Source organism: Terriglobales bacterium (assembly GCA_035573675.1).
Lineage (GTDB): Bacteria > Acidobacteriota > Terriglobia > Terriglobales > Acidobacteriaceae > DATMAB01.
In genome coordinates this window covers 18,422-36,540 of sequence record DATMAB010000020.1, presented here as the reverse complement: position 1 = coordinate 36,540, position 18,119 = coordinate 18,422, and the positions used below count along the sequence as shown (strand labels likewise).

Here is an 18,119-nt window from a genome sequence, read left to right as displayed (position 1 = left end):
TCCCCTACTCCTTCACCGGAAAGCGGAGAGCGGACAGCGGAGAGCGGAGAGCGCCCCTACCGCGTCGTCTCAATAAACGTGACCTTATTGATCTCCCTCAGCGTGGTCGTACCCGCCTGCACTTTCGCCAGCGCCGACTCGCGCAGGAAGTGCATGCCTTCTTTCTTGGCTTCGCGGCGGATCTCCGACGTCGGCTTCTTGGCCAGGATCATTTCGCGGATGTTGTCGCTCAGCTCCAGCAGCTCGTGGATGGCGGTGCGTCCGCGGAACCCCGTGCCTGCGCACTCGATGCATCCCGCGCCCTCGTAGAACGGCTGCCGGCCCCATTCCGCCGGGTCCAGGCCGCTGGCTTCCAGGGTCTCGCTGTCGTACTCCACCTGCCGTTTGCAGTTGTCGCAGATCACTCGCACCAGCCGCTGCGCCAGGATGCAGTTCAGCGAGGAGACGAAGTTGTACGGCTCCACCCCCATGTTCAGGAACCGCCCGATCACATCCACCACGTTGTTGGCGTGTACGGTGGTGAACACCAAGTGCCCGGTCAGCGCCGACTGGATGGCGATCTGCGCCGTCTCTGTGTCGCGGATCTCGCCCACCATGATCTTGTCCGGGTCGTGCCGCAGGATGGAGCGCAGCCCGCGCGCGAACGTCAGCCCTTTCTTCTCGTTTACCGGGATCTGCGTCACCCCGCGGATTTGGTACTCCACCGGGTCTTCAATGGTCACGATCTTGTCTTCATCGGTCTTGATCTCATTCAGCGCGGCGTAGAGCGTGGTCGTCTTGCCGGACCCCGTGGGCCCCGTTACTAAAACCATGCCGTAGGGCTCCGAGATGTAGCGGCGGAACTTCTTCAGGTCTTCGTCGCTGAAGCCCACCACGTCCAGCGTGAGCTTGCGGAACTTCTCGCTCATCGACTCCTTGTCCAGCACGCGCAGCACCGCGTCCTCGCCGTGGATGGAGGGCATGATGGAGACGCGGAAGTCGATGGAGCGGTTGTTGTAGCGCACACGGAAGCGGCCGTCCTGGGGCACGCGGCGCTCCGCGATATCCAGCTCGCTCATCACCTTGATGCGGCTGATGATGGTCGAGTGATGGTCGCGCGCGATGGGCGACATGGCCGGCTGCAGCACCCCGTCGATGCGGTACTTGATGGCCACCGAGTCGTCGCGCGTTTCGATGTGGATGTCCGAAGCCCGCCGCTGCAGCGCGGTGAAGATGGTCGTGTCCACCAGGCGGATGATGGGGCTGATGTCGCCCTCGGCGGTCAGCTTCTCGATGGAGATGGTCTCATCCGCCAGCTCGTCTTCGCGGATCACGTCCAGGGTGAAGCCCTCGCTGGCCTCCTCCAGTACGCGCTGCGACTGCTCGGTCTTCTTCAGCAGGTCGCTGATCTGCGAAAGCGTCGCCACCTTGGTGAGGATGCGCTTGCCCAGCAGCAGCCCGATCTCGTCGATCATCATCAGCTTGCTGGGATCGTCGATGGCGATGGCCAGCCGCCCGTCTTCGGTCACTTCCAGCGGCACGAAGTTGTAGCGAAACATCAGGTCCACAGGAATGGAGCGGAACAGTTCGTGCTGGATGCGGAAGTGCTTCAGGTCCACGTACTCGCAGCGGTAGCGGCCGGCCAGGTCGTGCGCCCGCGCTTCTTCATCCACCGGGGTCGCCACCGGGGCGCGCCCCCCGTTGCCGCCGTTGGCGAACAGCGGCGTACGCCGCCCCCCGGCCGGATTGGTCTCGTTGGCCATATCTTTCAGGTTAACTCAAACTCTCAATCAGCACGCGAAAACCAGCATTCAGCAATCAGCAGTCAGCACTCAGCTAAATCATCAATCACCAAGCTGCAATCATCAATCGTCGAATCAAGCAATTACCAAATTACCCAATTACAATCACCAGATGACCACACGACTACATGACCATATGGTCTCACCTTGCCGCCACCCCTCCCGCTCCCAGGGTAAAGATGGGCAGGTAAAGCGACAGCAGCACGAAAGCCACCACCAGGCCCATGAAAATGAGGATGGCGGGCTCGATCAGTGACATCAGCGCCGCCAGCGCCGTCTGCACGTCTTCTTCGTAGAACTCGGCCACCGAGTTCAGCATCGCGGGCAGCGCGCCGGTGGATTCGCCCACCTCGATCATCTCCACCGAAAGTTCGGGAAACGAACCCGTTTCTTCCAGGCTCTTGGAGAGCGGCTGGCCCTCGCGTACGCGGTGCGCAGCCTGGATCACGCCCCGCGAAAGGTACTTGCTTTCGAGCGACGCCCCGGCCGTCTCCAGCGCCGGCACGAGCGGCAATCCGCCCGCCAGCAGCGTGGACATCATCCGCGCGAAAATGGCGATCTGGTACTTCAGCCAGATGTCGCCCAGCACCGGCGTCGCCAGCCGCAGACGATCCAGGCGCTCGGCGCCCGCCGGGCTGCGCTGCCAGCGTCGCACCAGCAGCCCCACCGCCAGCACGCCCCCGGCCACCAGCAGGATGTGTTCGCGCAAGGTCACCCCGATGCGCAGCATGAACAGCGTCAGGGGCGGCAACTGCGCCTTCAGCGACTCGAACAGCTTGGCGAACTCCGGCACCACGTAAGTCACCAGGAAGATCAGCATGGCGACCACCAGCGTCACCAGTAGCGCCGGATACACCAGGGACGCCAGCAGTTTCTTGCGCACCGAGCTGGCCGTGCGCTGGAAGACGATGTAGCGGTTCATCACCTCTTCCAGGTTGCCGCTCTTCTCGCCCGCCAATAGCGTGGTGGTGTAGAGCCTGGGGAAGGCCTTTTGCGCGGCGAAGGCTTCCGAAAGCAGCTCGCCGCTGCGCACCCGGTCGCGAACGTCCTCCAGCAGGCCGCGGAAGTAGGCGTTGCGCTGCCGCGCCTTCAGCAGGTCGAGCGCGGTCAGGATGGGAAGCCCGGCGCGGATCAGGGTGACGAACTGCTGGTTGAAGATGACGAATTCATCGAGCTTCACCCGCCGCCGCCGCGGCAGATGCACCTCGCCCCCGGCCAGGATGCGGCGCGGCCGCACCGAGTAGACCAGGAAGCCCTGCCGGGAGAAGCGCTCCCGCGCTTCGGCTTCCGACTGCGCATCCTCCACCTGCTCCAGCAGGCGGCCGTGCTCGTCGGCCATCTTGATGAGAAATTCGGCCATGCTTCGAGCGCCAGTCTATCACCGCCCGGACAGGCTCTTGGCTGTTGGTTCTTGGCTTTTGGCTTCTAGCCGTTGGCTGCTAGCTTCTAGCCGACAACCAAGAGCCCAAGGCGAAAGACATTCCGCCCCGATTTGCGCCGATGAACGCGGATTCCTCAGGCTGCAATTCACAATTAGTCCGTGGTCATCCGGGTGATCCTGTGGCAAGAACTGTTCTCCGTGTAGCTCTGTGTCCTCAGTGGTTAAGGCAGCTAAGGTTCGAAGGCTTCCGTCTCAATCACCTCCGTCCCGGCCGGTGGCGTGAAGCGGAACCTGGCGTCGTCGCGGAGCTGGTTCTCCGTGAGGTAACGAAAGCGGAACTCGGTGGTCGAGCCGTCCACTTCCTCGATGACGATGCGGGTGATGCGCGAGTCGGGAGCGACCTCCAGCCACACCTGCTCGACCCGTCCGGCCATATGCTCGGGCGCGCCACGCAGCACGGTGTTCGCGGGCTCGAGCGGCTTCAGGTCCGGCGCCGGCGCAAGGTCAGGAAATTCCTTCAGCAGTCGCGACTGGCCCAGCAGATAGCGCAGCGGCGAGCGCAGGTCGTCGAGCTTCTTGACCGGGGCGCGGCGCACCTGGCGCTCCTCCGGCAGATAGAAGTAGGCGGTCTTGCCGTCGGTCACGAACAGCTTCTCGCGCGGCTGGCGGTACTCCCAGCGCATCTTGCCGGGCCGCTTCAGCCACATGGTGCCGCTCTCGGTGCGCGCCATCCCCTGGCCGCGGTAGATCTCGGTGAACTCCGCCGAGAGCGATTGCAGGCGGTTGTAGCGCGCGTCCACGGATCGGGCGAGGCTCGTGACGTCCGGCTGCGCGGCGAGGGGGAGGGAGACGGTGAGCAGCAGGAGGGCAGCAAAGCGCATGGGACAAGTATGAACTGTAAACTGTGAACTTTGAACTAGGTTCGTAGTTCGCAGTGCATAGTTCACAATTGGCGCTCACTTCTTCTGCTCATTTGGCTCCTTCTCGTCCTTCACGATCTGAATGAATTCGGACTCCTTGCCCTTGGGCAGGCCACGGCGGATGAAGGGCAGGTCGTCGGGACGCATGACTTCGACGCGCCCGTCGGGCATGAGCCTGTAGGGGGCGCCGGTGGGATCGCGCGGAATCCCGCGCAGGTAGCCGGCGGCGATCATCTCCTGCCAGCCGGAGGGCAGTTGGCCGGTGCGCTGCCGGTATTGCTGGATGGCGGCTTCCAACCGGGGCACGACTTCGTCCACCTCCAGCGCGCGCAGGCGCTTGACGGCGTTGGCGCGGATGTACTTGTCCTCGCTGCTCTCGTAAATGTACTGCCACATGCGGCGGGCAGTCTCGAGCTCGCCCCCGTGCTGCGCCATGGCCGCGCCGATAATGCGCATCCAGGGATGCGCGCCCGGCACCTCGGCGCCGCGCAGGAACGCCTGGCTGGCCGCCACGTAATCGTTGCGCTCGATGTAGTGGATAAAGCCCAGGTGGTAATAAAGCTGCCAGTCGGTGGGATTGTTGCGGATGCCCTCCTCGACGAACTTCACCGCGTAGTCCGGCATGCCCGCGCCTTCCGGCGGCCGCTGTGCCAGGAAGATGGAGCCGTACTTGTACGCCACCACCAGATGCGGGTCGAGTGACGTCGTGATCTCCAACAGCTTGGGCAGGAGGTCATAACGCTTCGCCCGCTCCACATGCTTCCTCCCGAAGTACTGCACCGTCCTTGTCCAATAAAGATCGGCCATGAGGCCGGTGTAGCCGAGGCTCATGCGGCGGAGCACGGCGGGAGATGAGATGTAGAGAACCTCCTCCAAAGTGGCGCCGGTGCGGAGGGAGTCGAGGGTGCGGAGTTCGAGCGACCAGCCGACGGCGCAGCCGACCAGCAGGACGGCGAAGATGCGGGTGATGCGGCGGCGCTCGGTCATTTCAGGTTGCGGTGCTCGAAGATGAGGACGGCGGCGCTCAGCGCCCCGGCGGCATAGAGCAATGCGTACAGGGTGTTGTGCAGGATGAGATCGCCGGCGACGGGTTGCTGGTGGGCGACGCCGGCGATGACGTTCATGGAGGCGAAGTTAGGGACCAGGTACGCGGCGGCGGTGGTAGCCCAGCGCGAAACGCCTTCGCTCATCTGGGCGAAGGCGCGCAGGTCCTCGGCGAAGGTCCCGATGACGAACAACGCAAAGGCCATCACGGCCGAAAGCAGCGGCGAGGAGAAGGTGGAGAACAGGAGCGCCAGCGCCGTGATGACGATGAACTGGAGGACGATGAAGTAAAGCGCGACGAAGATCCATTTGTCGCCGGGCTCGAACTTGCCGGCCACGTAGTAGAGAGCGGCAAAGACTCCCACGGCCATGATGGAAGCGTTGACCACCAGCGTGCCGACCAGTCCGGCGAACTTGCCCAGGACGAACTCCCACCGGCGCACGGGGCGCGCCAGCAGGGTGTAGAGGGTGCGCCTCTCCATTTCCTTCCAGACCAGGCCGATGCCGATGAAGATGGCGATGAGGATGCCGAACAGCGACACCGACGTGAGACCGAGATTGATGACCACCTGGCGGCCGATATCGATGGAGACCTGGCCGACGAGCACGGAGGCGGCGGTGAGGAGAAGGGCGAAAAGGATGAGGTTGTAGAGGACGCGGTCGCGCACGGCCTCGCGGAAGGTGGCAAAGGCGATGGTGGCGATGCGCGAGGTCATCGGCGGACCTCCGCGGGCGGAGCGGGCTGGGCGATCTGCCGCACGAAGTAGTCCTCGAGGGTGGCGCGCACCGGCGTAACCGAGATGAGGCGGCAGGTGTCGCGGCGCAGCAAGTCGATCACGGAGTTGAGTTTTTCCTCGGCGAGGACGGCGGAAATCGTGTCGCCGGCGACGCGGCACTCGGCGCCCAGGGCGCGCACGGCGTCGAGAGCGGCCATGCCCTGCCAGAGGACCTCGACCTTGGCGGGGCCGGCGGCGGCGAGCGAGGCCACGGCGCCCACGGCGCGCAGTTCGCCGAGATGCAGCACGGCGACGCGGTCGCAGAGCGCTTCGGCGTCGGAGAGGATGTGGGTGGAGAAGAAGACGGTCTTGCCTTCGTCCTTGAGGCTGCGGATGAGGTCGCGGACCTCGCGGCGGCCGACGGGGTCGAGGCCGCTCATGGGCTCATCCAGGAAAACGACGTCGGGATCGTGCAGGATGGCCTGGGCGATGCCCACGCGCTGCAACATGCCCTTGGAGAACTTGCGCAGCGCGGTGTCACGCGCATCGGCCAGACCGACGCGCTCGAGCAACTCGGCGGCGCGCCGGCGTCGCGTGGCCACGTCCATGCCGGACAGATGCCCGTAGTAGTCGAGCAGCTCGGCGGCGGTGAGCTGGTCGTAAAAGTAGGGCTGCTCGGGAAGGAATCCGATGCGCGCCTTGACGCGCGGGTCATCGTGGGCCATGCCCAGGATGCTGGCGGAGCCGGCGGTGGGGAAGATGATCCCCATCAGGAGCTTCAACGTGGTGGTCTTGCCGGCGCCGTTGGGGCCGAGGTAGCCAAAGACCTCGCCGGATTCGATGGTCAGGTTGAGAGGTTTGAGCGCAACCTTCTGCTTCTTGCGCAGGAAGCCGACCGTGTAGGTCTTCGAGAGACCCTGGATTTCGATGGCAGCCATGGATGGTTTTCCCACGTCTGCGCCGAAAGGCAGGGCGCAGACACCGGGCACCAAGCGTCAAGCGAGTGTAGTCCTACGGGAATATTTTACGAAAAGGGGGCAAGAGCTGGGATAGGCGGCGGACGTAAGATGGGCACGGGGTGAGCCATGGACGAAGAAGCCAGAAGAGAGCTGATCGCCCTCTCGCACGAATGGGACCGGGCGATGGTGGCGAACGACGCGGACAAGATCGGGCGCTACATGGCCGAGGAGTGGACGATCATCGGGTCCGACGGAAACCTGTGCGACAAGAAGACATTTCTGGGGCTGGTGCGGTCGGGAGTGTTGAGCCACGACGTGATGGAATCGCACGACATGGACGTGCGCGTTTACGGGGATTGCGCCGTGGTGATTGCGCGTGGCGTTTCCGGGGGGAAGTACCAGGGACAGCCGTTCCGCGAAGGCGAGCGCGTGACCTGCGTGTTTGTGAGGCAGGAAGGGCAGTGGAAGTGCGTGGTGACGCATCTTTCGCGCATCGTCCCACGTTAGCGCCGAACAGCGCGGCGCGAACGTGGGCACGAAGCGGTTGGATCATTGAACTCATTTAGTCATTGAATCATTGGCGTAATCGGGCATGGCGAGCACGCCCTGACTTGCGCCGGTGAGGGCGCGGAGCTGGCGCAGGACGGGCTGCAGCGTTTGGAGCACCTGGACGGCAGTGCGTTCGCTCGAGTCCGGCTGCTTTTCAAGCAGTCGCTGCAAGAAGGGTTTCCTCTCCGGGAAGAGCTTGAGCTTGACGTCCTCGCTCTCGGGGATGTTGGCGGCCTTCTTGGCCAGTTCGAGAGCCTTGGGGAAACCGCCGAGTTCGTCCACCAGGCCAAGGGCCTTTGCATCTTCACCCGACCAGATACGCCCGCGGGCGATCTTCAGCACCTCCTCTTGGGCATCTTGCGACCATCGGCAACCTTGGAAGTGAAGTCCTGGTAGATGCGGTCAAGCCCGGCCTGAAAACGCGCCCACTCGGTGGGCGAGTAGTCGTGGGTGCCGGTCCACATGGTGGCGTTCTGTCCGAAGTGCAATTCATCCCATGAGATACCGGTCTTCTCCCAGAAGCCGGAGGTAAGCAACTTGCCGCCGAGGACGCCGATGGAAGCGGTGACGGTGCCGGGCTGGGCGACGATCTTGTCTGCGGGCATGGCGACAAAGTAGCCGCCGGAGCCGGCGAGGAAGCCCATGCTGACGATGACCGGCTTGCCCGCCTGGCGGGCGCGGACGACTTCCCGCCAGATGGTGTCGCTGGCGACGTACGAGCCGCCGGGGCTATCGACGCGGAAAAGGATGGCCTTGACGTCCTTATCGGCAACGGCAGAGCGGAAGGCGGCAGCCACGGTGTCTGACCCCATCTTGATATTGCCGAAGATAGGGTCGTAGCCGTTCTCGCCGCGCTGGACCTCACCCACGCCGTAGATGAGCGCGATGGTCTGGCCTTCCTGGTGCGGGCGGCCGGCGCGCTCCAGGTACTTGTCCAAAAAGAGGAACGGGGCGTTTTCGCCGGCGCGCTGCTTCACCTTGGCGATGACTTCGTCGCGGTAGGCGAGGCCGTCGACGAGTTTGGCGTCCACGGCTTCCTTGCCGAGGAACGGGCCGCGGTCGATGAGGGAACGGACCTCGGGCTCGCTGAGGCGGCGTCCCTGGGCGATGCCGCGCACGAGTTGGTTGAACCAGGATTCGACCACCTTGCCGAGAGATTCGCGATGGGCAGGCGTGAACTTCTTCTGGGTGTAGGTGTTGAGCGCGTTCTTGTATTCGTAGCGCTGGTCGCCTCGAAAGCGGGCGCCGAGTTTCTCAAAGGCGCCGGCGAGGAACATGGGCTCAGCCATGAAGCCGGTGAGTCCGAGGTCGCCGGAAGGCTGGAGCCAGATTTCGTCAAAGGCGGTGGAGAGATAGTAGGCCTGGTTGCCAGGGCCGAACTCGCCGAAGGTTTCCGAATAGGCGATGGCGAACTTCTTTTTTGCGCGGAAGCGCTCGACGGCGTCGCGAAGTTCCTGGGCCTGGGCCATGGGCAGCGGGAAGGCTTCGATCCAGGCGACCAGGCCGACGACGCGATCGTCGCCGGCGGCGCGGTCGAGGGCGTCCACGACGTCGCGCACCACGGCGCGGTCGCGCAGCATAGCGCGGGCAACGGGATCATCGGGAACGTATTCCACCATCGGCTCATCCAGGCGGACCTCCAGCACGACGCGCGGGGGAACCCGCTCCTGATACTTGCGGTAGCCCAGGATGGTGATCACGACCACGAGATACACCAGCACCAGGGTGCCGACGACGGTGGCAAGACGCTGCAGACGCTGTTTCATGGCTTCCTCTCCAAAGTCGGTTGGGAATCAGCCGGGCGCTCGCGCAGGCGTTGCTCGACCCGGCGAATGCGTTCGGCGAGCACGGCATGGTTGGGAACCAGTGCGGCCTCTTCGCGGTAGTGGCGGAGGGCGGCTTCGAGATCGCCGCGCTGCTCCTCCACCTCCGCCAGAATCGTACGGTATCCGGAGGCCGTAGGTTCCAGGCGAATGGCATGTTCCAGGGCGGCCTGCGCCTGCGGCAGGTCGCCCTGCGCACGGCGCACCAGCCCCAGGTGCAGGAATTGCAGGCTGTTGTTCGGGTTGGCTGTGATGGCGCGGCTGAGGAACATCTCCGCCTGGGCAAGATCTCCTGCGCGATAGTACGTGATTCCCAGGCTGAGGTTGCCCCACCAGTAGTTGGGATCGATAGCCAGAGCCTCGTGGTAGAGACGAATGGCCAGGTCCATCTGGCCGCGGTTGGTGAGCTCATTGGCCAGGAAGGTGAGCGCGTCCAAGTTGCGCGGCGCCATTTCGACCGCGCGCGTGTACAGCGAGAGGTTGGTGGCCCAATGACGAGCCTGGGCGACGGTACCTGCCCCCAGGAGTGCAGCCAGCACCAGCGCCGCCGTGAATTGGCCGGTGGGGAGCCCGAAGCGCAAAGTGCTGCCCAGGCGGATGCGGCGCAGCGCCAGCGCGACCAGGGTCACGAAGCCGATGGAGGGCAAGTAGAGGTAACGGTCGCCCACGATCTGCGTCGCGGGGAACGCCGGCAGGGCCAAAACCGGCAGGATGGGAAGGAGCCAGACCAGGCCGGCAACCAACGCAGGAGACGGCCATCTGCGCCCGATGAACCACAGCCCAGCAGCAAGGGCGAGCAAGCCCAGCAGCGGGAGCGCGAAGTTGGCAAAGTCCGGCGAATTGACGAAGGAGAAATCGTAAAAGGCGCTGAGACCTATCGGGAGCAGGAGTTTGCCGGAGTAGAACCAGGCCACTGAAGGCAAAGTCCAGAGCAGCGTATCCCACGTGATGGGAGTGGCGAGGCTGCCCAGCCGGCCGAAGACGGCATAACGAAGTGGAAGATAGAGGAAAAGAGTGAGCAACCAGTACGGACCTGATTGCCGGAGAGCGCGCCCCAGCGCTCCGGACGAGGAATCGGTCATCCACGCCAACAGCGCGACCATGAGCGGCAGGACTATGACGCTCTCTTTGGTCAGCAGCGCCAACGAATAGCAAAGCAGCGAAAGAGCCAGCCAGCGCGATGGCCGGGGATCGCGGCGGCTTCGCAACCAAAAGAGGGAGCAGGAGATGGCGAACAGGGCAGCCAGGGGATCGTTGGCACTCGACAGCCAGGCGACCGCCTCGACGTGAATGGGGTGCAGTCCGAAGATCAGGGCGGCAAGCGCCGCCATCCAGGCGTCCTGGCTGACGGAGAACGCGAGGCGTCCCACCAGGAAGGTCACCGCCAGGTGCAGCGCGAGCGCGGTCGCATGCCAGCCGAGAGGGTTCAGCCCGAACAACGTCCGATTGACGAGCAGCCAGAGCAGAAACACCGGCCGGTAGTAGTTGCCTTCGTTCGGACCCTGCATGTGGGCCCAAACGTGTTCCCGAAAGAACGCAGGCACGAAACTCCAGGATTCGAGGCGCGGGTTGAGCACGATCTGCGGAATGTCGTCGTAAACGAACTGGAAGCGCAGCGTGTCGAGGTAGGCGAGGGCGGTGAGCAGCAGAGCCAGTCCCAGGAGGAAACCAGGACGCGGCACGAAGCACGAAGCCGAGCCAGGAAGACGGTCGGATGGTTCTGCGGTCACCATATGTGCCGTGTCCGGGAGGAAGGCCATGATATCGTGCGCGAGACGGTGGGACGAGCAAGAGCATGCCAGGAACAGAGGCGGAGATCGGACCGGACTCGGAACGCAGGGGGCGGATCTTCCTGGCCGTCGCGCTGCTGCTGACGGCGGTGTCGTATTCCGGGACGCTGCGGGGTCAGTTCGTCTACGACGATGTGACGCAGATCGTGCGCAATCCCTTTCTTCAGTCATGGAGCTTCCTGCCGCAATACTTCAGCCAGCACGTGTGGGCGCACATCTGGCCGGACCAGCCGGGCAACTACTACCGGCCGGTGTTCCTGGTGTGGCTGCTGATCAATCGCTCGCTGTTCGGACTGGAACCGCTGGGATGGCATGTGATGTCACTGCTGGCGCAGCTGGCGTGCACGGCGCTGGTGTACCGGCTGGCGGAGCGCCTGTTGCGCGATGGCTACGCCGCCGGATTCACCGCGCTGATCTTCGGCGTTCATCCCGTCCACCTGGAGGGGGTGGCGTGGGTCTCGGGCGCAACCGAGCCGCTGATGGCGGTGCTGGCAGTGGCATCCTTCCTGTGCTGGATGGACTGGTATGAGCATGCTCCCCGCCGAGGGTTGTGGCTGGCTGGTTCCCTGATTCTATTTCTGTTTTCCATGATGATGAAGGAAACGGGGATGGCGGTGGCGGGCCTGGCGGCGGTGCACGCGCTGGCGTTCCCACACGAGCCTGGGCGGAGGAAAGCGGTGACAGGCGCTCTTTCCGCGCTGGCGGCATTCCTGCCGGTGGCGGCGGCTTACCTGGCCATGCGCGCGCATGTGCTGCGCGGAGGAGGACAGCCAGAATGGGCGGAACTGGCCAATTTCCTGCTTACGCTGCCGTCGGTGGCGATGTTCTATCTGCAGCACCTGCTGTGGCCGGTGAAGCTCGGCGTCTTTTACGATCTGGGAATGGTGACCCGCCCGGAATTCCGGGGGTTCTGGTTGCCACTAGCCGGAGTGATTGCAGGTGCGGGCACTCTGGGGTGGTGGGCGAGGCGGCGTCCGAAAGTGATGAGCGGCCTGGCCTGGCTGATTTTGCCGCTGCTGCCCGCCCTGGCCGGTGTGGCAGTCTTCGATCCGCATGATCTGGTACACGACCGCTATCTGTATCTGCCGGTGGCTGGCTTCGCGATGCTGGTAGCCCTGGGTCTGCGGAAGATCCGCTGGGGACGCTCTGAGGTTTTCGGATTGCCCGCGGGCCAGGCCGTAGCCTTCGGCGCCCTGGTGCTGTTCCTGGCCGCGGCGACTGCGGCGCAAAGCGGGTACTGGGCCAGCAACCTGCTGCTCTACACGCGGGGCGTGGAAATCGCGCCCGGAAACGTTCTGGCGCGCGACAATCTGGCGAACGAGCTGCACAAGCGCGGACGCACCGATCTGGCTATCCAGCTCTACAAGGAGTCGGCGGCGCTGGACCCGCAGCACTGGACCACGCACTTCGCGATGGGCGTGACGTATTTCGAATCGGGCCGTTTCGAGGAGGCAGACCAGGCACTGAGCCGCGCCATCCAGTTGCGCCCGCTGAATGCCAACCAGTACTACTTTCAGGGGCTGGCGCGGATGAACAGCGGGCGCTGGCCGGAGGCGGAAACGCCGCTGCGCAAGGCGATCGAGATCTGGCCGCGAGAGGCCGGCTTCCACCATGCGCTGGGAACGGTGCTGAGCCGGCTGGGCCAAGAGGACGAAGCGCGCCGCGAGTGGGAAACCGCCTTGCAGTTGAACCCGGCCTCACCCGCGCGCCAGGAACTCGAGGAAATGAAACGCCGGGTTTCAGTCCCCCGCTAGACTGGGCAGCGAAGCACGGGCTGGGGAGGTCGCCCAAGCCCGTCTGGGCACAGAGCTGCTGTTCGATTGACTATGATCCGCCAAGCTGCAGGAGAGCGTGAACACGACGGAAACGAGCCGGCCGGCGGAAGGGAACGCCGCTGGCTGGTGGTGTTGCTGCTGGTGACGGCGCTGAGCTATGCGGTCACACTCGGCTTCGGATTCGTTTACGACGACCACCAGAGCATCGAGCAAAACCCGCTCCTCACCTCCTGGCGGAACGTGCCGCGATTTTTCAGCGAGCACTTCTGGAGCCACCTCCCCGGCGTTCCGGCGCGCTTCTACCGGCCGCTGCTGCTGCTGTGGTTTATTGCCAACCGAAGCCTGTTCGGGCTGGATGCGAGCGGGTTCCATGCCACGACGGTCCTGGTTCATCTGCTGGCCACTGTGCTGGTGTATGGGTTGGGAGTGCGTTTGCTGGAAGACCGGCGGGCGGCGTTGGTGGGAGCGATGGTATTCGCGCTGCATCCTCTCCACGTGGAGAGCGTGGCCTGGATCTCCGGCGTGTGCGATCCGCTGCTGACGGTAGGCTTCGTGGGCGCCTTCCTGTGTTACCTAAAGTCGCGCCAGGCTGCAGGGAAGCGGGCAGCCTGGACGGCAGCGGCCCTGCTGTTGTTCGCCGGAGCGCTCGCCGCGAAGGAAGTCGCCGTGGTCCTGGCAGCACTGGTGTTCCTGCATGCCTACTTCACAGCAGAGTTTCCTCGCCAGGCACGCAGGATGGCCGCGGGCGCGAAGTCGATGCTGCCGTACCTGGTGCTCGCGCTGGCGTTTGTAGGGATACGGGCGAAGGCGCTGGGGGGCTGGGTAGCACTGACCTCGATCTCGACCGGTACCGCGTTGCTGACGGCTCCGCAGATGCTGGCGTTCTACGTTCGGCTGCTGGTGTGGCCGACGGAACTCAGCCCTTACTACGACTTGGATTATGTGCGGCAGCCGGGAATTGCGTTACTGATTCCGCTGGCCATGGTGGCGGTGTGCGCCGCAGCGGTCGGCTGGTGGTGGAGCCGGTCGCGTGACTGGCGAGTGGCGTTCGCCGCCCTGTGGGGTTTGCTGGCACTGGCGCCGGCGCTCAACGCGCGCCTGGTCAACGAAGACGAATTGGTGCATGACCGCTATCTCTACCTCGCCTCCGTGGGGTTCGCGTTGCTGGCGGGGCTGGGGTGGCGCTGGCTCGACGCTCGGTTGCGGCCGAGGACACAGTGGCTGGCGCCGGGCCTGGCAATCCTGGCGGGAGCAGCAATGGCGCTCGCGAGCGCCCAACAAAGTCTGCATTGGAAAGACGATCTGACGTTGTTCACGCGGGCGGTAGAGATAGCGCCGCGAAGCTTCAAGGCGCAGCTCAGCCTGGCGGTCACGTACAAGGATCAAGGGAAACTGGCGGAAGCGATCCGTCATTTCCAGGCGGCCGATGAGCTGCGGCCCGGATGGCTTTCTGCCTTCAACCTGGGAATCTGCTACTACGAATCGGGCGATTTTGTCCGGGCGGAAGAACAAATGAGGCGGGCTATCACGTTTGCTCCGGCTGTCTCCGAAACCTACGCCCGGCTGGCGGTGATCCGGCTGGCTCAGAACGGAGCGGAAGAAGCGCAAAGGTTGCTCCAGAAGGCATTGGAAATCAGCCCCAAGGCTCCCGGATACCACTTTCTGCTGGGAGTGGCGTACGCCAATCAGGGAAGGACAGAAGAGGCATTGGCGGCATTTGGAGAGGAGATTCGGCGTTACCCGGGATCCACGCAAGCGACGCAAGCGCGGGAAGCGATTCGGCGGCTCGAAGCTGGAACAGGACGCGAGCGCTGAGCAGCCACGGCGGGAATAAAAATGGGGAGCCAGGCGTGAGGCCTGAGCTCCCCTTGGCTTGTACCCTCCCCCAGGTACTTCGCCAACTTGTGGCAGGACGAGGGGGCCTGCCGTGAAGCGTTACTGCAGGGCGGTCGTGCCCGCCAGGCAGGTCGTGCCCGAGCCGTCAGCCGCGAAGCGAATCACGCCCGACTGGTCGGAGCAGAAGGCGCGCTGCCCGGTCTGGCCGATGCTCACCGGCGTGCCCTGCGAGTTGTAGGTCACCACGGGCGTGCCGGAGCAGCCACCCAGAGCAAATCCATAGCCGCTCTTCTGACCGGAGGCCAGCACGTTGTCGATCAGGCCAGCGGTCGTGGAGGTCGGATTGGCGCCGGGAGCCGGCGGGCCCAGGTTGCCCAGGGTGCAGGTGAACCCGACGTTAGGATAGGTCGTCGAGTAAGTGACTTCCGCTGTGTTCAGGGTGCGGATCGAGCCCACCGCCGAAGACTCGTTCGCCGAGATTCGCGAACGGAGCAGGTTCGGGATGGCGATGGCCGCGATGATCAGAATGATCGCCACGACGATCAGCAACTCGATCAGCGAGAATCCTTTCTGTTTGCGCATTTGTTTCCCTCTTTTCTCCAGGTGTTAGCTTGTCTAGCTGTCGTGCTTGCGAAGATTTCTTGCCGAGCCGGTAGGCTCGCTGTTCCTCTGTATTGGCAAGCCAGGTTCCAGCCGACTGGATTTCCACAGCCTTCAGGCGATAGGCAAAAGTTCTTTTGTAATCAGCAAGATAGCCGAGTAATCCGTGAGTAATGGGGCCTTTTGCGGTGTTGGTAATCGCTTGTGGGTGGGCTTCGAATGACAAAATGTGTCACCCGGGAAATCAAAAAGTGTCAGTTTGGGCTGGGGCAGATGGGATAAAGATGGGGCCCAGCCAGGATACCGCCTAGCAGGCAAGGCGCTCGGGAGAGAGCGAAAGTCCGTTCAGGTCGCCAAGCACGGTGGCGGAGACGCGCCCGGTCTGGAAGTATTCGTTGGCCAGCTCGGCCAGGTCGCGGACCGTAACGGCTTCGATGAGCGCCGTGATCTCGTCCAGGCCGAAGAAGTGATCGAAATACATTTCCTGGCGAGCCAGATTGGACATGCGCGCGTTGCTGGATTCCAGGCTCAGCATCAGGCTTCCCTTCAGTTGTCCCTTGGCACGCTGCAACTCCTCCTCGGTGATGGGCTTGTTCTTCAGCGCCCGGAACTCGTCCATGATGCCGTCGACCACGCGCAAGGCGGTTTCCGGCGACGTGCCGGCGTAGACGGAGAGACATCCCGTGTCGCGGTACAAGTCGAGGTCGGAATAGATGGAGTAGGCCAGGCCCTGGCGCTCACGGATGTTCTGGAAGAGCCGGGAACTCATGCCGCCGCCCAGAATCACGTTGAGCAGATAGGTCGCGTATCGCCGGGGATGGGCAATGGGATGGGCGGGCACACCGACACAGATCTGCACCTGCTCGAGCTTTTTCTGGCTGAGCGTGATGGCTGTGGAAACGGCCGGGACCGAGTCGTGGAATCCATTGCTGCCCGCGGGGAGATGCTGGAATTTCTGCGCCACCAGGTCGACAAAATGGTCGTGCTCGAGGTTGCCGGCTGCGCTCACAATCAGATTGCCGGGCAGGAAATTGCGGGCGTAGGCATCGAGCACCAGGCTGCGGTCGAAACGGCGTACGGTCTGGCGAGTGCCCAGGATGGGCAGGCCGAGGGAATGTCCCTTCCAGAAGTTCTGGGTGAAAATCTCGTGGACGAGGTAGTCGGGGCTGTCTTCGTCGAGCTTGATCTCTTCCAGGATGACGCCGCGCTCGCGGGCAATATCCTGCTCGTTAAAGACGGGGTTCAACACCAGGTCGCTCAGGACGTCGAGGGCGACGGGAAGATGCTCATCGAGCACCTTGGCGTTGAAGCAGGTGCACTCCTTGGCGGTGAAGGCGTCCATGTGGCCGCCAAGGGCATCGATCTGACGGGCGATGTCCTCGGCGCTGCGCGTGCGTGTACCCTTGAAGACCATGTGTTCGAGGAAATGGGAGATGCCGTTGGCGGCCAATTCTTCGTGGCGTGAGCCCGTCTTGAGCCAGATGCCGATGGATACCGAGCGGATGTGTGGCATCTGCTCGGTCAGGACCAGCAGTCCATTGGGCAGCGCCTGCCGGCGTATATTGCGCTTTTCTTCGGCTGTCATCTCCTTCTTATTGTGGCATATGCCGTTGGAGACGTCATGATGTCTAAGTCTTCCCTTATCAATAGCTTATATGGAATCGCCGCGAGCCGTTCCGGGGTTAGGGCGTACAATCTGGGGGAGCAGATGCCAAGCCTGTCCTCCTACACTTAGATGCCGACCAGGGAAAAGAAACTCGAACTGTTAGGCCTTGATCTTCAAGAGCTTACCGGCCTAATGGAGGAGGCCGGGGAACCCGGCTACCGCGGCCGCCAGCTCTACGAGGCGTTGTACGGCCAGCGGCTGGGAAGGCTGGAAGAAGTGACCACGCTGCCGCAAGCGGTGCGCCGGCGACTTCAAGAGCAGGCGGTCGAGGTGGGACAGCCGCGGATCGAGAAGAGGTTCACGGCGCAGGACGGTACCGTGCGCTACCTGATGGCGTTCGGAGACGGCCAAAGCGTCGAGACGGTGTGGATGCCGGAGGGCGACGGAGGCGAGGCCGGAGATGGCAGCGAAGCCGGAGACGAAGTTGAGAAGGAATCAACCACGGAAGAGCGGCGCCGGCGGCGGGCCACGATCTGCGTCTCGAGCCAGGTGGGCTGCGCCGTGGATTGTCAGTTTTGCCTGACTGCTCAATTGGGAATGCGGCGCAATCTGACGGCCGGTGAGATTGTGGGACAGGTGTTGGTGGTGCTGGACGACCAGGGGGTGGCGCGGAAGCGCGAGCGCATCAACCTGGTGTTCATGGGGATGGGCGAGCCTTTCCTCAATTACGAGAACTTCATCAAGGCGGTACGGCTGCTGGCGGAGGGAGCGGGAATCGCTGAGTCGCGCATGACGGTTTCTACGGCCGGAGTGGCGCCGCGCATCCATGACCTGGGCAGGGAGCCGGTGCGGCCGAAGCTGGCTATCTCCATCAATGCGCCCGACGACGAACTGCGCACGCGGCTGATGCCCATCAATCGCAAGTGGAACCTGCAAACGCTGCTGGCGGCGGCGCACGAGTTCCCGTTGCGGCCGCGGGAACGGTTGACCTTCGAGTACGTGTTGCTGGACGACGTGAACGACCAACCCCAGCATGCCCGGGCACTGGCGGAGCGGTTGCGGGGATTGCGGGCCAAAGTGAACCTGATCGCGCTGAACCCGGGGCCCGGCATCGCGTTCGCTACCCCCGCTGACGAGCGCGTGCAGGGATTCCAGCGGGTGTTAATCGATGCCGGGCTGCCGACCTTCATCCGGCGGCCGCGCGGCCGGGAAATCTTCGCGGCATGCGGACAGTTGAAAGGCAGCAATTAGCAGTTAGCGATTAGCATTGAGCCTGCGAGCGTTGCATCTGATCGGTTGGACCACTTCTGTTCGTGGCTAAATGCCATGTGCCCACTGC

Annotated in this window: 13 protein-coding genes and 1 pseudogene; 4 read left to right on the top strand and 10 right to left on the bottom strand. The window is 63.8% G+C overall.

Translation table 11 applies throughout. The annotated features are described in order from the left end of the window. Positions 1–56 precede the first annotated feature (56 nt). The 6 genes from VNK82_09460 to VNK82_09435 form a co-directional block, all read right to left on the bottom strand. Positions 57–1,742 (bottom strand): GspE/PulE family protein, encoded by a 1,686-nt coding sequence (locus VNK82_09460; GenBank protein HXE91176.1) that lies wholly within the window; start codon positions 1,740–1,742, stop codon positions 57–59. A gap of 181 nt (positions 1,743–1,923) precedes the next feature. Beyond that, positions 1,924–3,141 carry a type II secretion system F family protein gene (locus VNK82_09455; GenBank protein ID HXE91175.1) on the bottom strand — a complete coding sequence of 406 codons (1,218 nt, stop codon included), beginning with the start codon at positions 3,139–3,141 and terminating at the stop codon, positions 1,924–1,926. A gap of 251 nt (positions 3,142–3,392) precedes the next feature. After that, positions 3,393–4,043, bottom strand: coding sequence for an outer membrane lipoprotein carrier protein LolA (locus tag VNK82_09450; GenBank protein ID HXE91174.1), 651 nt, complete (start codon positions 4,041–4,043; stop codon positions 3,393–3,395). 75 nt (positions 4,044–4,118) lie between these two features. Next, positions 4,119–5,069, bottom strand: coding sequence for a hypothetical protein (locus tag VNK82_09445; GenBank protein HXE91173.1), 951 nt, complete (start codon positions 5,067–5,069; stop codon positions 4,119–4,121). Then, positions 5,066–5,842 carry an ABC transporter permease gene (locus VNK82_09440; protein ID HXE91172.1) on the bottom strand — a complete coding sequence of 259 codons (777 nt, stop codon included), beginning with the start codon at positions 5,840–5,842 and terminating at the stop codon, positions 5,066–5,068. The genes VNK82_09445 and VNK82_09440 overlap by 4 nt, the downstream gene beginning before the upstream one ends. Continuing rightward, positions 5,839–6,780 carry an ABC transporter ATP-binding protein gene (locus VNK82_09435; GenBank protein HXE91171.1) on the bottom strand — a complete coding sequence of 314 codons (942 nt, stop codon included), beginning with the start codon at positions 6,778–6,780 and terminating at the stop codon, positions 5,839–5,841. The genes VNK82_09440 and VNK82_09435 overlap by 4 nt, the downstream gene beginning before the upstream one ends. Positions 6,781–6,927: 147 nt before the next feature. Here VNK82_09435 and VNK82_09430 point away from each other — a divergent pair, with 147 nt between their 5' ends. Beyond that, positions 6,928–7,308 carry a nuclear transport factor 2 family protein gene (locus VNK82_09430; GenBank protein ID HXE91170.1) on the top strand — a complete coding sequence of 127 codons (381 nt, stop codon included), beginning with the start codon at positions 6,928–6,930 and terminating at the stop codon, positions 7,306–7,308. A gap of 51 nt (positions 7,309–7,359) precedes the next feature. On the opposite strand, the pseudogene VNK82_09425 reads toward VNK82_09430, so the two are convergent. Both VNK82_09425 and VNK82_09420 read right to left on the bottom strand, forming a co-directional pair. Beyond that, a pseudogene (locus VNK82_09425) lies at positions 7,360–8,819 on the bottom strand (S49 family peptidase). A 293-nt stretch (positions 8,820–9,112) separates the two neighbouring features. Then, positions 9,113–10,855, bottom strand: a complete 1,743-nt coding sequence (locus tag VNK82_09420; protein ID HXE91169.1) for a tetratricopeptide repeat protein — start codon at positions 10,853–10,855, stop codon at positions 9,113–9,115. Positions 10,856–10,968: 113 nt separating this feature from the next. On the opposite strand from VNK82_09420, the gene VNK82_09415 reads away from it, so the two are divergent. Then, the gene (locus tag VNK82_09415; protein ID HXE91168.1) at positions 10,969–12,717 is read left to right on the top strand and encodes a tetratricopeptide repeat protein; all 1,749 of its coding nucleotides are present in this window, start codon (positions 10,969–10,971) and stop codon (positions 12,715–12,717) included. A 72-nt stretch (positions 12,718–12,789) separates the two neighbouring features. Then, a complete protein-coding gene (locus tag VNK82_09410) occupies positions 12,790–14,553 on the top strand; it encodes a tetratricopeptide repeat protein (GenBank protein ID HXE91167.1) in 1,764 nt (587 codons plus the stop codon). 120 nt (positions 14,554–14,673) lie between these two features. Here VNK82_09410 and VNK82_09405 read toward each other — a convergent pair whose 3' ends face one another. Next, on the bottom strand, positions 14,674–15,156 hold the full coding sequence (locus VNK82_09405) for a prepilin-type N-terminal cleavage/methylation domain-containing protein (protein ID HXE91166.1): 483 nt from the start codon (positions 15,154–15,156) through the stop codon (positions 14,674–14,676). 325 nt (positions 15,157–15,481) lie between these two features. Continuing rightward, positions 15,482–16,759: a pitrilysin family protein gene (locus VNK82_09400; GenBank protein ID HXE91165.1), complete on the bottom strand. Its 1,278-nt coding sequence runs from the start codon at positions 16,757–16,759 to the stop codon at positions 15,482–15,484. Positions 16,760–16,909: 150 nt separating this feature from the next. Here VNK82_09400 and rlmN point away from each other — a divergent pair, with 150 nt between their 5' ends. Then, positions 16,910–18,031 (top strand): 23S rRNA (adenine(2503)-C(2))-methyltransferase RlmN, encoded by a 1,122-nt coding sequence (gene rlmN / locus VNK82_09395; GenBank protein HXE91164.1) that lies wholly within the window; start codon positions 16,910–16,912, stop codon positions 18,029–18,031. Positions 18,032–18,119 lie beyond the last annotated feature (88 nt).

Excerpts from the sequence above, each read along its gene's own strand:
- VNK82_09460 (HXE91176.1), bottom strand. The coding sequence starts at position 1,742 with ATGGCCAACGAGACCAATCCGGCCGGGGGGCGGCGTACGCCGCTGTTC.
- VNK82_09455 (HXE91175.1), bottom strand. The coding sequence starts at position 3,141 with ATGGCCGAATTTCTCATCAAGATGGCCGACGAGCACGGCCGCCTGCTG.
- VNK82_09450 (HXE91174.1), bottom strand. The coding sequence starts at position 4,043 with ATGCGCTTTGCTGCCCTCCTGCTGCTCACCGTCTCCCTCCCCCTCGCC.
- VNK82_09445 (HXE91173.1), bottom strand. The coding sequence starts at position 5,069 with ATGACCGAGCGCCGCCGCATCACCCGCATCTTCGCCGTCCTGCTGGTC.
- VNK82_09440 (HXE91172.1), bottom strand. The coding sequence starts at position 5,842 with ATGACCTCGCGCATCGCCACCATCGCCTTTGCCACCTTCCGCGAGGCC.
- VNK82_09435 (HXE91171.1), bottom strand. The coding sequence starts at position 6,780 with ATGGCTGCCATCGAAATCCAGGGTCTCTCGAAGACCTACACGGTCGGC.
- VNK82_09430 (HXE91170.1), top strand. The coding sequence starts at position 6,928 with ATGGACGAAGAAGCCAGAAGAGAGCTGATCGCCCTCTCGCACGAATGG.
- VNK82_09415 (HXE91168.1), top strand. The coding sequence starts at position 10,969 with ATGCCAGGAACAGAGGCGGAGATCGGACCGGACTCGGAACGCAGGGGG.
- VNK82_09410 (HXE91167.1), top strand. The coding sequence starts at position 12,790 with ATGATCCGCCAAGCTGCAGGAGAGCGTGAACACGACGGAAACGAGCCG.
- VNK82_09405 (HXE91166.1), bottom strand. The coding sequence starts at position 15,156 with ATGCGCAAACAGAAAGGATTCTCGCTGATCGAGTTGCTGATCGTCGTG.
- VNK82_09400 (HXE91165.1), bottom strand. The coding sequence starts at position 16,759 with ATGACAGCCGAAGAAAAGCGCAATATACGCCGGCAGGCGCTGCCCAAT.
- rlmN (HXE91164.1), top strand. The coding sequence starts at position 16,910 with ATGCCGACCAGGGAAAAGAAACTCGAACTGTTAGGCCTTGATCTTCAA.